This window comes from Cohnella phaseoli (genome assembly GCF_003386235.1).
Classification (GTDB): domain Bacteria; phylum Bacillota; class Bacilli; order Paenibacillales; family Paenibacillaceae; genus Cohnella; species Cohnella phaseoli.
The window spans coordinates 218374-232825 of record NZ_QRDZ01000002.1; the positions used below are offsets into that span (position 1 = coordinate 218374).

Here is a 14452-nt window from a genome sequence, read left to right on the forward strand (position 1 = left end):
TAATGACTCGGCTGTCTTTCGGAAGAAAACTGTTTTTAGCTCTCGATTATGCTTTTCTCGTTGGTTTGGCTGTTCTGTGCTTACTGCCGCTTATTAACGTGCTGGCCATTTCGTTCAGCTCCAGCACGGCGGCGACCGCCAATCTGGTGAAATTCTGGCCGGTAGACTTTAATCTGAAATCCTACGATTACGCGCTGAGCAAGCCGGAATTCGCCGACGCCTACTGGGTGTCGTTCAAGCGAATTTTGATCGGGACGCCGGTGAACGTCGTTCTGACAATGCTTGTCGCCTATGCGCTGTCGAAGGACGACCGGCAGTTCCGCTGGCGCAAAATTTACTCCTGGGCGTTTATCTTCACGATGCTGTTTAACGGGGGGCTGATCCCTTGGTATATTACGATCAAAGAGCTTGGACTGATCGATACGTTCTGGGCGCTTGTTCTGCCGGGCGCGGTTCCGGTATTCAGCGTCATTCTGCTGCTTAACTTCTTCCGCGGCATTCCGAAGGAGATCGAGGAAGCCGCGCTGATCGACGGCTGCGGCCACTGGCGGATCATGTGGCAAATATTCCTTCCGCTGTCCGCTCCGGCCATCGCCACCATCACGTTGTTCTCGCTGGTAGGACACTGGAACTCTTGGTTCGACGGCCTGATTCTGATGAACAAAACGGAGCATTACCCGCTCCAAAGCTATTTGCAGACGCTGGTCATTAGCTTCGATCTGAAGATCATGAACGTGAAGGAAGCCGAATTGCTGTCGCAGATTAACAACCGCACGCTCAAGGCTTCGCAAATCTTCTTGGCGGCGCTGCCGATCATGCTGACGTATCCGATGCTTCAGAAATATTTTATGAAAGGGATCGTTATGGGGAGCGTCAAAGGCTGATCCGTTCGCGCGCGCTCGTCCGTTCCGTAGAAGATGGGCGTGCGCACCGGGCTCCCGACAAAGTGCCGGAGAAAGAAAATAACCTGCCAAAGACCGGCAGGTTCAAGTTGTTTTATATTGAAAAAAGGGGGTCGTCTATAGATTAGTCGATTAACTTTAAGCTCGCGTGTACAACAGATTACAGTTTGATTACAAAAAAGTAAGCGTTGCCTTGCAGCTGGCTTCAAGCGTTTAATCTCTCTAACCTGTTAGTCCAGGTCCCCATTGTTGTGGTTAGGCGAACTATGAGCGACTGCGGGAGTTGGTTGGACACTAAGGCACTTTTTGAGGCCTCTACTTCCCGGTTCGGATGTCGCCAAGGCACTTTTTTGGCCTACACTTCCCGGTCCGGGTCTCTTCAAGGCACTTTTTTGGCCTACACTCCCCGGCCCGGGTCTCATCAAGGCACTTTTTTGGCCTACACTCCCCGGTTCGGTCCTCGTCAAGGCACTTTTTTGGCCTCCGCTCCCCGGCCCGGGTCTCGTCAAGGCACTTTTTTGGCCTCCACTGCCCCGCTTGACGAGCGCCGAGCATGGAACGACAAGCTTTAACCTGGCAACATTGGGTTATCCCCTGCCGCCGGGAGGTTGCCGCCGCCCGTTTGACGCACCCGCTGCCGGTCCGGCGCCCAGCTCGCCTCCGAATTCCTCGCTCTGCGCTGCCAAAGCCATCGCTTCCCTGCGCTCCGGCATTAGCCCTTCCTTCATCAGCCACTGCGTCGTCTGTTCCTTGCGCGATTGCCTCATGTCGTTCCCCGCCTTAACAGATGGTTTTGACATGTATTATGGCCCAATCGCAGCCCTCCCAAACCGTCAGCGGCTTTCCAGAATGAGCGTTACCGGGCCATCGTTAACCAGCGAGACATCCATCATCGCCCCGAATCGACCCGTTTCGACACGCAAGCCCCGCGCCCGCAGAAGCCCGTTAAACTTGTCGTACAGCGTCTCGGCCAGCTCAGGCCTCGCCGCCCCCATAAAGTTCGGCCGTCTGCCCTTGCGACAGTCGCCGTACAACGTAAATTGCGATACCGAAAGCACGTCGCCCCCGACGTCTTCGATCGACAGGTTCATTTTCCCGCCGTCGTCCTCGAAAATTCTCAGCCCGGCCAGCTTGTCCGCCATCCAGATCAGATCCTGCTCCGTATCCTCCTGTCCGACACCGACGAGCAACATCAACCCTTTGCCGATTGCGCCTACGACTTCATTCTCAACGGTTACCTTGGCTTCGGATACCCGCTGCAATACGACTTTCATCCTTCAGAATCCTCCGTCTCCACGCCTCTATTGCATCGTCCGCTGCACGGAAAAAATATCTTTCACCCGCTTGATCTTATCCACAACCGACTGCAAATGCTCCTTGTTGCGGATAAGAATCGTCATGTGCATAATCGCGTTTTTGTTTTTGTCCGACCGTCCGGAGACGGCGGCGATATTCGTCTTGCTTTCCGAGACGGCCTGCAGCACCTCGTTCAGCAGCCCGCGGCGGTCGTGGCCGAGAATTTCGATATCGACGCTGTAATTGGCTTCGACCGAGCCTTCCCACTCTACTTCAATGACTCGCGCCGCTTCATCGCCTTCTTCGCCCGTCGGAATGTTGGCGCAGTCGGAACGGTGTACGGACACACCGCGTCCCCTCGTAATATAACCGATGATGTCGTCTCCCGGCACCGGGTTGCAGCAGCGCGCGAAGCGAACCAGCAAGTTATCTACGCCCTTAACGCTGACGCCGTTGGACGCGCGTTTCTTCTCCGCCGCCGAAGAGCCAGGCGTCCTCATCTCCTTCACTTCCGAGGTGAGCTGGATCTGCTGCGCTTCCTCCGCTTCCTTGCGGAGCTTCTCGGTCAGTTTCGTGCAAATTTGCGCCGCCGTAATGCCGCCAAAGCCGATCGCGGACAGCATATCCTCCACGTCGTTAAACGTAAACTTCTTGGCTGCGTCCAGCAGCTTCTCGTCCGACGTCCATTCGTGCGGCTCCAGGCCAAGTCTTTTCAGCTCGCGTTCAAGCAGCTCACGCCCTTTTTCGACGCTTTCCTCGCGCTTCTCCTTCTTGAACCACTGGCGGATTTTCGTTCTCGTATGGGAAGATTGCGCGATTTTGAGCCAGTCTTGGCTCGGCCCGTAGGAATGCTTGGAGGTTAAAATTTCCACGATATCGCCAGTCTTCAGCTTATGATCAAGCGGTACGATTCGACCGTTGACCTTGGCGCCGATCGTCCGGTTGCCGACCTCCGTATGCACGCGGTAAGCGAAATCCAGCGGCACCGATCCGGCAGGAAGCTCGAACACCTCGCCCTTCGGCGTAAACACGAATACGAGGTCGGTAAAAAAGTCCATTTTCAGCGATTCCATGAACTCGGCAGCATCCCGCGTATCCTGCTGCAGCTCGATAATCTCGCGGAAGAAGTTCATTTTCTCCCCGAAGCTGTCCTGAACGGCTCCCGCCGGATTGCCGTCCTTATACGCCCAGTGCGCCGCAATCCCGATTTCGCTCGTCCGATGCATCTCCCATGTGCGAATCTGCACCTCGGTCGGTTCGCCCGTCGAACCGACAATCGTCGTATGCAGCGACTGGTACATATTCGCCTTCGGCATGGCGATATAATCCTTAAACCGGCCGGGCATTGGCTTCCATAGCGTATGAATGATTCCCAGCGTGGCGTAGCAATCCTTCACGTTCTCGACCAAAATGCGAATCGCCAGCAGATCGTAAATTTCGTTGAACTGCTTGTTGCGGGACGTCATTTTTTTGTAGATGCTGTAGATATGTTTGGGACGCCCCGAAATGTCGCCCTGAATGCCCATCTCTTCCAGCTTCTCGCGAATTTTGTCGATGAGCTCGGTAATATGTTTCTCGCGCTCCGTCCGTTTCATCTTCATCAGATGCGCGATACGGTAATATTGCTGGGGGTTGAGGAACCGAAGCGCGATATCCTCCATCTCCCACTTGATGGCGCTGATCCCGAGCCGATGCGCGATCGGGCAGAAAATGTCGAGCGTCTCCTGCGCGATGCGGCGCTGACTCTCTTCGGATTGAAACTTCAGCGTGCGCATATTGTGAAGCCGGTCTGCCAGCTTAATTAGAATAACCCGAATATCGTTGGCCATCGCCACGAACATTTTGCGATAATTCTCGTTCTGCTGCTCCTCTTTGGACCGGAACTGAATCCGCTCCAGCTTGGTCAAGCCGTCGACAAGGCCGGCCAGCGTCTCCCCGAACCGTTCGCGCAAGTCTTCCAAGGTGACCTTAGTATCTTCGACGACGTCATGAAGCAACGCCGCCATCACCGTTATGACGTCCATCTGCATACCCATGCAAATTTCGGCAACGGCTACCGGATGCAAAATATAAGGCTCGCCCGATTTGCGAACTTGACCGCGATGAGCTTCTTCGGCATACACGTAAGCATCCCGGATTTTCTGCAAGTCTTGCTCTTTCATATAAGTAGATGCTTTCTCGAGAAGCAGCTCCATGCCCATGCCGACTTTCCTTTCCGCCGACGCCTTACGCCGGTAATTTCCCCAGAAGTGTTGCTACCATTATGCCTCTTCGCGACGGGAATCGTCAACCTTGGCTGCGAGGCTTTAGTCCTAGATTCGCTAAAGCAAAAAGACACCCCGCTCGGCAAAGCCGCCGTGGAGTGTCTCTCCGCCGCGCCAAAACGCGGCAATTAGTAGGTGACAAGGGACGCGACATCGATTCCGTTCAGCTTGTCGCGTCCGTTCAAATAGCTCAATTCAATGAGGAACGCCGCCCCCACAATCTCTCCGCCAAGCTGGTTAATCAGCCCGATCGTTGTAGAAATCGTACCTCCGGTTGCGAGCAGATCGTCGGCGATCAGAATTTTCTGACCCGGCTGGATGGAGTCGCTGTGAATGGCCAGACGGTCTTTGCCGTACTCCAGATCGTAAGCCGCCTCCACCGTCTCGCCGGGAAGCTTGCCGCTCTTGCGAATCGGTATGAAGCCGACGCCAAGCGCAAGCGCGAGCGGAGCGCCGATCACGAAACCGCGCGCTTCCGGACCCGCGATCAGGTCGATTTGCTTCTCCTTGACAAGCTCCTTAAGCCCGTCGATGGCGGCGCGATAAGCTTGCCCGTCCTTCAGCAGCGTCGTAATATCCTTAAACCGGATGCCCGGCTGCGGAAAATCGGGAATAACCCGAATGTAATCTTTGAAGTTCACGGATATCAGGCTCCTTTTATCGGCATAAAACAGAATCGTTCAAGTTTACGAGTAGCATTATACACTTTTTGAACGGGATTTGGCTACATGGATACGAGCACAGTCTCGCCGAGTTTGCTAGGCCCCGGAATGGCAAGCCGCCATCCAGCTTCGCAGCTCCTCCGTCGTCATCTCCGCCACCTGGCGCACCGCAGCCTGCTCCTGCGCTCTACGGTAGCGCGCCGATTCGCTCAGCTCCTTGCGCGGCGGATTCGCCACCGCCTTGCGCGATACGCCGTTTGCGGCGATAAAGCCAAGCTCGACGAACACCTCGTGCATCATGCGGACAGTAGCCAGAGGCAGACGAACGGCCTCCGCCGTCTCCCGCACAAAGCCGTCCGGACTGTCCAGCCAGCTCCCCCGCTGTCGGCACATCGTATATACTTCCGCGAAGTGTCGACGCTCAGGAAACTTGCCGGCAGCACCGACCGAAGATCGACTCCCGCCTTCGCCGTCCGACAGAACCGTGACTCGTTCCAACTCGCGCTCCGGCCGCAGCCAGCTTCGGAGGCTGCCGACCTCGCGCTCTTCAGTCGGTAGCCCGACAAGCACCAGATGGCGCACGCCGGACGGCAAGCCGGCCTTGTCACCTGACGCAGCCGCAGCGCTCTCGGAAGAGACATCTATTCCGACATCGGCGGCCATCTCATACAAACCTATCGTTACACCCGTCATCCCGTAACGGCTGGCGGCTTCATGATACGCCGCCTTGGAGGCGCATGCGACGGCAAGCCCTTCGGATTCCGTCGCAATCAGACGTTCCAACGCCGTCCATACGCCTCTTTCCGCGCGCCGGTCGTTTACGATGAGCTGTCCGGAGCGGTAATCCTGAAACATCATCTGCGTCTTTCGATTTCCGTTCCATTCATTTACGCTTAGCTCGCCCAGCAGATCCACACGCATTCCCGGCGCCATTCTTTCCCGCTGCGGCCCCATGCCGAAGGCGACAACCTCCAGGGATCGGCCGGCTTGCTCGATCGTTAATCTCAAGTGCTTGTCTTCTTTGCCCATCGTCCGGGCTTCCTTGATTACGACATCCTCCAGTACGACGCGCGGCGTCGGATTGCCGTTGCCGAAGGGCTCTAGAGCCGCCAACTGATCAACGGCGCTCAGCGTGACGTCCTCTAGCGACACCCGAAGATCGACGCGTCGCTTCGGCTGCCAATCCTCCTCCGTCAGTCGCTCTGCGGCAAGCAGATCGAGCCGGTCTCCCAGCTCTGTCACCTGATCTGCGCGCAAGGTCATTCCCGCCGCAGCCTGATGCCCGCCGTAATGCTCCAGCAAATCCGCGCAATCCGTCAGCGCCGCATACAGATCGAAGCCGTCGATGGAACGCGCCGAGCCCTTGCACAGCCCTGTCTCTCCGTCGATAGCAAGAATAACGGCCGGCAAGTAATAGCGTTCCACCAGCTTCGAAGCGACAAGACCGGCAATGCCGGCGTTCCAGCCTTCCTTGGCAAGCACAATGGCGCGTCTTGGCTTCTCCCCGTCCGCTTCGCGCAGCTTGAGCCACAGCTCGTCCGCCTCTGCGGTTGTGTGTTCAACCAGTTGCTGACGCTCCGCGTTCAACCGATCCAGCTCCATCGCATACGGTTCCGCTTCCGCTTCGCTGGCGGCAGCGAGCAGCTTAACCGCGCTGTCGGCATGCTCCAGTCGGCCTCCGGCGTTCAGCCTGGGAGCCAGCGAGAAGCCGATTCGGCCGCTGGAAATTTCCGCGATGTCGATGCCTGCGACCCGAGCCAGCGCCTGAATGCCCGGAATGGGGGCCTGCCTTAGCTGCTTCAGTCCCAGCCGAGCGATGATCCGATTCTCGCCCATAAGCGGCATCAGATCGGCAATTGTGCCGATTGCGGCCAAATCCGCGTATTCCAGCGCCGGGCGACCGAGCATGGCATGCGCCAGCTTGAACACAACCCCTGCACCGCATAACCCTTTGAACGGATAAGGGCAATCCTTCTGCTTCGGGTTCACAAGCGCGACCGCTTCCGCAGGCAATTTCTCCGGCGGCTCGTGATGGTCGGTAACGACGACATCGATGCCCAAGCTTACTGCATACGCAATTTGTTCAACCGCACTGATGCCGTTATCCACCGTAATAATCAGCCTGACGCCCGCTGCAGCGGCCAAATCAAGCGCGGCGTTATTCAGTCCGTAGCCTTCGCGGCTTCTATGCGGAATATATGTATCGAAGCTTGCCCCCAGCTCCGTCAACAGCCGAATCATAAGCGCGGTGGACGTTACGCCGTCGGCGTCGTAATCGCCGTAGACGCGAATGCGTTCCCCGTCGCGCACCGCTCGGCCGATTCTGTCCACCGCCTCCGCCATTCCCTTCATTCGCAAAGGATCAAGCAGTTCCTCAACAGACGGCTCCAGGAAAGACCGCGCCTCTTCGATCGTGTCCCATTCCCGTCGTGCAAGCACGCCGGCGACCATTGGCCCGAGGCCGAGATTGGCCGTCAGCTCCTGCTCCCGCTCCGCCGCGCGCTGCGGCATATCCCATCTGTACTTCGATTTGATCATAATTGCGTCTTCCTTCCCGATTCCTACACCGAATGCCAAATGAAAGGGGCTGTCTCATAAGTAAAAAAGTCGTACGAAAGGATGATCGATAGAGAATGTTGTCGTGATCATCTTGTACGACCCTACTTATGAGGCAGCCCCTTATTGTTCATCGATAATCTTAGACGACTCTGTATAGGACAGTCCCATCGCGTGTTATTGCAGCATCGAAGATAGCTGTTCCTCTTGATGATTCGACTTATATGGGTATCCCGGGTCGTATGGCTGCACTTTGACGTTGACGTCCATCACGTGCAGGAACCGCTTAGTCAACATTCGGCGCACCCGATTCGCTACGTCCTGGCCTTCGAAGACGCTGATGCGAGGGTTTACCCTTATGGAAATATCAAGCACGATATAATGTCCGCGCTCCTGCGGCTTTACTTCGTCTACAGCCACGACGCCGTCAATTCTCTGTACAGCTTCCAATAGCGTCTGCGCGTCGGCGTCGTCGATTGAAGTCCTGTTCGACGCCCGGACGACGTCTGCAGTCAGCCGATAGCCCATGCGGACGACAAACACCGAGATGACCAGACCTGCCGCAGGGTCCAGCACGTACAGGAAAGGCATGTCGTACCAGGAACCGACGACCGCTCCGGAAGTACCGACTAACGCAGTCAACGATGCGAAAATATCGGAGCGGTTATCTCCGGCGCGATCGCCGCGTATGCCGCAGCGGCTGTCGCACCTTCGTTTATAACGAATCAGCGCCTCGCGCGTACCGATGCCTGCGGCAATGACGACGACTGCGCCGACTCCCGGAGCTTCTTCCGCGCCGTTGGCAACCGTCCGAATCGAAGAAATGCCCATTTCCAGACCGGCGACAAGCAGGATGGCCGACAAAACTATCGCCGCTACCGATTCCGGATGGCGGGAAGAGCTTGTCGCGTTCGGAGCAAGCCTGGCTCTGCGCAGGCCGAGATACGCGGCGAACGTGCCGGCGCAATCGGCCGCCGAGTGGCAGGCGTCGGCCAGCAGCGCTTTGCTTCCCGTCAGCCAGCCGACAGAGCCTTTCACAATTGAGAGGCCGAGCAGCCCGCATACGGACACGAGAGAGCCGCGTTCAGCAGCAAGGGAACGTCGAACCGTAGTCACCTGAGCCCCCCCTTTCAAGCTTTCTATAGCGAGCTTTGCGGTTTAACGGCTACCTTTTTCAAAGGTTCCTTCTTCTTGAAGTACAACCATACTTGGCTGGCAATAAAGATAGAAGAGTAAGCTCCGCTTGCCAGACCGATGATAATCGCCAGCGAGAACAATTTAATTGATGCGCCGCCGAAAATGAACAGACAGACCGCCGCGACCAATACGGTAATAACCGTGTTGATCGAACGCGCCAGCGTTTGCCAAATACTGTCGTTTACCAGCTTGTCCAAATCGGCATGGCTCTTGATTTTGGCGAACCGCAGATTTTCGCGGATACGGTCGAAAATAACGACTGTATCGTTGATCGAATAGCCGATAATCGTCAGTACTGCTAAGATGAACGGCAAATTGACCTCGAGCCGGAATATCGAAAACACGCAGATGACGAACAAGGCGTCATAGACGGTCGATACGATCGCTCCGATCGAGAAGCGCCATTCAAAGCGAATAACGATGTAGAGCATGATGCCCAAGCTCGCCACGGCCATTCCGATCAGGGCGTTGCGCTCCTGCTCCTTGGCGATGTCGACGTCGACGATATTGATTTCGAACGAGGCGTCCGGATCCAGTTTAGCCAAGAAATTGGCTTTAAAATCTTTCTCCTGCTGCTCGTTCAGCGCCGTCTTGAAGCGAATGGACTCCCGGTTCTCCCCGGATACGAGCGTATAGTCCCCCAGGTTCTGCTCGTCTAGATACGCTTTGACCTGAGTGTCCTCCAGCTTCTTGGTCGTCGTGATGTCCACGGACGTTCCGGAGCTGAAATCGATGCCGTAATTCACTCCGAATACGCCGAGCGCGATCAAGCCGATCAACAGCACAGCGGCGGAGATCGTAAGGAAAATGCGGCTGGATTTGACAAAATCGAATTTGCGATTAGAGCGCACTTATCTCACTCTCCTTCACATTGTAATACTTCGGCTTAGTGAAGTAAGAGCTCTTCACGAGCAGGTTGAGCAAATAGCGAGGCAGGAATACGTTCGTCAAAATGTTGACGGCGATACTCCACAGGAAAACGACCGCGAAGCTCTTAACGATGCCGTGGCCCATGAACAGAAGCACGAAGCCGGCGATCGCGGACGTCAAGTGCGCATCGATAATGGTACGGAAGCTGTTTTTGGCGCCGGCGCGCAGAGAGGACGCGATCGACTTGCCGCTTCGCAGTTCTTCCATAATCCGCTCAGCCGTAATGATGTTGGCATCGACGGCGATGCCGACCCCGAGCACGAACGCTGCGATGCCCGGCAGCGTCAACGTAGCGTTCATCAAGTAGAGAACGCCGAGCAGCACCCATACGAACACGATGAGACAGATACTTCCAACGAAGCCCGGAAGCCGGTAGACGGCGATCATAAACACCAGAATGATCACTGAAGCCAGCATGCCAGCGAACAGCGTGTCCTCCAGAGCTTTCTGTCCGAGCGTCGCTCCGACGCTCTGGGTATATTTCTCCGTCAGCTTAAGCGGCAGAGCTCCCAGGTTGATGATGTCGGCCAAATCCTGTGCTTCCTGGCGCGAATCCTGACCGGTAATGACGGCGGTTCCGTCGGTCAGCGCCTGCTGCACGACAGGAGCCGATTGAAGCGCGTCATCAAGGAAAATCGCCAGTTGCTTGCCAACGAGCTTGCTGGAAGCGTCGGCCAGCTTCTGCTTGTCCTTCACTTCGATCCGAACCATATAGCTGTTGAGGTCGCCTATTTCAACCTTCGCAGCGCCTTCCTTGAAGTCCGATCCGTACAGCTCCACATTACAGTACTCGCCGCCTTCGCATCCTACGGAGCTGCGGAATTGAAGCTCCGCAGGACGCTTCATCAGGTCGCGGATTTTCTGGATCGCATCGTCGCGTTCCTTGGCGGTTTCGCCTGTCGAGACGGCGATTTTCAAGCGAATGCGGTTTTTGCCCTCTGTCGTAACCTCCGGCTCGGCTACGCCGCTCCGGTTAGCCCGCTGCTCCAAGCTGAGCGCGGTCCGTGTTAATGATTCCTTCGTAACGGTGCCGCCCTCCGTCAGCGGATGGGCCTCGTACAAAATTTCGACCCCGCCTTTCAGGTCGAGCCCAAGCTTCGTCCCGTTCAGCAGCCCCGGCGTAAATACACCCATAACTCCGAAGCTGACGAGAACGACGAGCACGAAAGCTACAATACGTTTCATCTCTGGTGCGGTCCCCTTTCGATTCTCAATGTTCCTATTATACCTACGCGATCAAAAAGAAGTCAAAAAGAAAGGGACGACCCTCGCCGACATTGAAAGATGTCGGGGATCGTCCGCGCTGTCCGCCGTTATTTGCGGTACTCTCCTCTATACATATTAAGCGTAACGAAGTTCATAAATTGAGTGATCTTCAACGATAAAATATCGTTCACAATCTCGTACAGCGGGGGGACGCCTTTCTTATGATACTTGTCGCTGACGCATTCCCACACATCCGCCCCGGTTACCTGCTCGTATCCGATCAAGTGGAATTCCTCCGCTTTGCTTAGGCATAGCTGCGCGATCGTATCGTTCAACTCGTCCTCGCTCAGCACACTTATTCCACTGAATTCGTCCAGCTCTTCTTCGCTCGGTTCATCAGCCCCGCTCAATTCGTCCAGCTCATCTTCGCCCAGTTCTTCGGCCCCGCTCGATTCGTCCAGCCCATCTTCGCTCGGTTCATCGGCCCCGCTCGATTCGTCCAGCTCTTCTTCGCCCGGCTCTTCTGCCACACTCGATTCATCCAGCTCACCTTCGCTCGGCTCTTCTACCCCGCTCGATTCGTCCAGCTCATCTTCGCTCGGCTCTTCTGTCCCGCTCGATTCGTCCAGCTCTTCTTCGTTAAGCCCGTCTCCATTCAACTGGTCCTCATTCAAATCGGACTTGGCCTCAAGCTTGTCCAGTTTGATGGCCGGCTCGCCATTATCCTGCTCCTCCACCCGCGATTCCCTCCTGTCCGGTGCAAATGTTGTACACTCGCTTATAAATCCTTCTCCGCGGGACCCTAGTTTTCCTTCCCAATGCATGAAGATGGACAACCATCGCATACATATGAAACTAACCCATGCTAGGGAAGAGGGATTTCTTTGAGCTTGCGCAAACAATCGTTCATCCAGGGCGCTATGATTCTGCTAGCGGCCGGACTGCTCAACCGGGTGCTCGGCTTCGTTCCCCGCATCGCGCTGCCGAGAATGATCGGCGCGGAGGGCGTCGGGCTGATCCAGCTCGTATTTCCCTTCACGATCGTACTTCTAACATTAATATCCGGCGGCATCCCGCTCGCAGTGGCCAAGCTTGTCGCGGAAGCCGACTCGAAGGACGATTCGGCAGGCGCTGGCCGCATTCTTAAGCTGGCGGTCGCGATTTCGCTTGGAATCAGCCTCGTTGCGGTCGTCGTCTGCTTTCTGTTGTCGGATTTCATCGCCACCCGGATCATGACGGATTCCAGGGTGCACAGCGCTTTCCTCGCCATGATTCCGGTGCTTCCGCTCGTGGCGGTTTCGTCCGTCTGGCGCGGATATTTTCAAGGAAAACAGAACATGGTACCCACCGCGATGTCTCAGACGGCGGAGACGGTGTTTCGCATTGTCTTTACGCTGCTGCTCGCTTGGCTGCTGCTGCCCTTCGGTCTGGAGGCCGCCGCTGCGGGAGGCGTGCTCGGTATGGTTGTCGGCGAATGCGCCGGAGTGCTCGTGTTATGGCGGCAGTTCGTCCGCGATCGCCGGAAAGAACGGCCGCCTTCGGTGACCAGCTCCGCAGCCCCGGCGCCGAGAAGATACTTGCGAGAGCTGCTGAATACGGCCGTGCCGGTAACCGGCAGCAAAATGATCGGTTCCCTCTCCTACTTGCTGGAATCGATCATGACCGTAAGAAGCCTGACAATCGCCGGCGTCGCCGCTGCCGGCGCAACCGCTCAATACGGCGCGCTGCAGGGAATGGTCATTCCGCTGCTGCTGCTGCCGGGGGCGCTGACCTATTCCTTGGCCGTATCGCTGGTGCCTTCCTTGTCCGAAGCGGCTTCCCGGGGCGATTGGGCCGTCATCCACGCGCGTCTCCAGCAATCGATGAAGCTGGCGGTCATAACGGGGGCGCCGTTCGCCGTTCTACTCGCGCTGCTGGCCGCTCCGGTGTGCAAGCTGCTGTACGGGGACGACTCGATGGCCCACATGCTCAGATGGATGGCGCCATTAGCGGTTTTCTTATATATGCAAGCCCCGCTTCAAGCGGCGCTGCAGGCGCTTAATCGCCCGGGAACCGCTCTGTTCAACACCTTTGCCGGAGCGGCCATAAAGCTCGTGCTTATCATGCGACTGGCGACCGATCCGCAGCTCGGTATCGTCGGCGTCGTCATCGCCATCGGCGTCAATATGATGCTCGTCACGCTGCTTCATTGGATCAGCGTCGCGCGGCTTACCGGATTTCGAATGCACCCGCTCGACTTCCTCAAAGTCACCGCTGCGATGATCGTCATGAGTGCGGCGGCTTTGCGAATATGGGAGTTCGACTGGTTCGGCCCAAGCTCGGCGAATCTTGTTCTCGCAGGCGCGACCGGGATTGTCGTCTATATTCTGCTGCTCGTACCGCTAAGGCTGATCAATCGCGAAGATGTCGCAAGAGTACCGCTGATCGGACGTTTTCTGACTCCTCGAAATCCTCGATGAGCTCGTCCCTATTGCATTTGGGCCTGCTCATTGAAGATTTGGTTTAACTACTTCTTGTCTATATACAACTTGCCTTTATGGTCGATGCTGCAAAAAAATACCTGCTTAAAGTTGTCCACGTCGTGCCGCTGTAGCTCGCTTTTTAACCAAAACCTGGTTTTCCCCAGCTTCTCCAAATTGTCGTCCTGAACCTGTCCGTCCATAATTAGCGGCAGCGGCAGCACCTCGTATCGCACCCTCGGCCAGGAGTCGGCCTTGCTGTGCGAAGCGTCGGAATTTCCGGGAGAACGGTTGGCCGTTGTCCCCTCATTGCCGCCTTCGTCTCGTTCCTTCAAAATCACCGACAGCTTGCCCGTCGATTCCAATACGGCCAGTTTGACTTCGTGCAGGCTGGATACTTGGTTCTCCCGCAGCTGGAGCATCAGATCGTCCAAATTGTATCGTTGACGGAACATCTCCTTGCGGTTCAAATGGCCGTCTTGAACAAGCACGCTTGGCTTGCCGTCGAACAGCAGCCGCATCGTCCGGTTTTTCAACGTAAGGAAGGCAAACCCGATCTGGATCAGCACCAGAAGAATAATCGGCGCCACAGCCGTTATCAGCGTCTTCTCGGTCGATTCGATCACGATAACGGCAATTTCCGCAATCATGATCGAAATGACCAGGTCAAACACCGACAGCTTGCCGATTTCGCGCTTGCCCATCATCCTCAAAATCAGGAAGATGAAGAAATACATGAAGATCGTCCGAAGCAATATCGCCGTCAGTTCCATGTTTCCCTCCGTCATTCGCCCCGGAGCGGCGCTTGTTACCGCTCAGCCATTCCGGGTAAGGTAGCTCGGACCTATAGTGTCACCGCCTGTCAAGAGCCTCATTCCGTTCCGCCCTGCGGAAAATATGGTAAATCCCCGCCCGAATCGTTCGAAAACACGGCAGGCCTGTACTACGAACCCTTTCGCCGCCATAAGCTGATACAAAAC

At 56.3% G+C, this 14452-nt stretch carries 12 protein-coding genes; 2 read left to right on the forward strand and 10 right to left on the reverse strand.

Going from position 1 to position 14452, the window contains the following annotated elements:
* Positions 1 to 2 precede the first annotated feature (2 nt).
* Entirely contained in the window at positions 3 to 884 is an 882-nt protein-coding gene (locus DFP98_RS03080; protein ID WP_116059093.1) for a carbohydrate ABC transporter permease, read from the forward strand.
* A 605-nt stretch (positions 885 to 1489) separates the two neighbouring features.
* Here the strand turns inward: DFP98_RS03080 and DFP98_RS03085 are convergent.
* The 9 genes from DFP98_RS03085 to DFP98_RS40095 form a co-directional block, all read right to left on the reverse strand.
* The gene (locus tag DFP98_RS03085; RefSeq protein ID WP_116059094.1) at positions 1490 to 1669 is read right to left on the reverse strand and encodes a hypothetical protein; all 180 of its coding nucleotides are present in this window, start codon (positions 1667 to 1669) and stop codon (positions 1490 to 1492) included.
* Positions 1670 to 1735: 66 nt separating this feature from the next.
* On the reverse strand, positions 1736 to 2176 hold the full coding sequence (gene dtd, locus DFP98_RS03090; protein ID WP_116059095.1) for a D-aminoacyl-tRNA deacylase: 441 nt from the start codon (positions 2174 to 2176) through the stop codon (positions 1736 to 1738).
* Positions 2177 to 2203: 27 nt separating this feature from the next.
* Positions 2204 to 4399, reverse strand: coding sequence for a RelA/SpoT family protein (locus DFP98_RS03095; RefSeq protein WP_116059096.1), 2196 nt, complete (start codon positions 4397 to 4399; stop codon positions 2204 to 2206).
* A 191-nt stretch (positions 4400 to 4590) separates the two neighbouring features.
* A complete protein-coding gene (locus DFP98_RS03100; RefSeq protein ID WP_116059097.1) occupies positions 4591 to 5103 on the reverse strand; it encodes an adenine phosphoribosyltransferase in 513 nt (170 codons plus the stop codon).
* 117 nt (positions 5104 to 5220) lie between these two features.
* Positions 5221 to 7662, reverse strand: coding sequence for a single-stranded-DNA-specific exonuclease RecJ (recJ, locus tag DFP98_RS03105; protein WP_116059098.1), 2442 nt, complete (start codon positions 7660 to 7662; stop codon positions 5221 to 5223).
* 195 nt (positions 7663 to 7857) lie between these two features.
* Positions 7858 to 8796 (reverse strand): cation diffusion facilitator family transporter, encoded by a 939-nt coding sequence (locus DFP98_RS03110; protein ID WP_181917461.1) that lies wholly within the window; start codon positions 8794 to 8796, stop codon positions 7858 to 7860.
* Positions 8797 to 8819: 23 nt separating this feature from the next.
* Positions 8820 to 9728 carry a protein translocase subunit SecF gene (secF, locus tag DFP98_RS39645; RefSeq protein WP_116059100.1) on the reverse strand — a complete coding sequence of 303 codons (909 nt, stop codon included), beginning with the start codon at positions 9726 to 9728 and terminating at the stop codon, positions 8820 to 8822.
* Complete coding sequence (secD, locus tag DFP98_RS39650) at positions 9718 to 10992, reverse strand: protein translocase subunit SecD (RefSeq protein ID WP_116059101.1); 1275 nt, start codon at positions 10990 to 10992, stop codon at positions 9718 to 9720. Before secD ends, secF begins: the two co-directional genes overlap by 11 nt.
* Positions 10993 to 11120: 128 nt before the next feature.
* Positions 11121 to 11750, reverse strand: coding sequence for a post-transcriptional regulator (locus DFP98_RS40095; RefSeq protein ID WP_342772453.1), 630 nt, complete (start codon positions 11748 to 11750; stop codon positions 11121 to 11123).
* A gap of 153 nt (positions 11751 to 11903) precedes the next feature.
* Here DFP98_RS40095 and spoVB point away from each other — a divergent pair, with 153 nt between their 5' ends.
* Positions 11904 to 13472, forward strand: coding sequence for a stage V sporulation protein B (gene spoVB / locus DFP98_RS03130; RefSeq protein ID WP_181917480.1), 1569 nt, complete (start codon positions 11904 to 11906; stop codon positions 13470 to 13472).
* Between the two features lie 47 nt (positions 13473 to 13519).
* On the opposite strand, the gene DFP98_RS03135 is transcribed toward spoVB, so the two are convergent.
* Entirely contained in the window at positions 13520 to 14245 is a 726-nt protein-coding gene (locus tag DFP98_RS03135) for a DUF421 domain-containing protein (RefSeq protein WP_116059102.1), read from the reverse strand.
* Between the last annotated feature and the right edge of the window lie 207 nt (positions 14246 to 14452).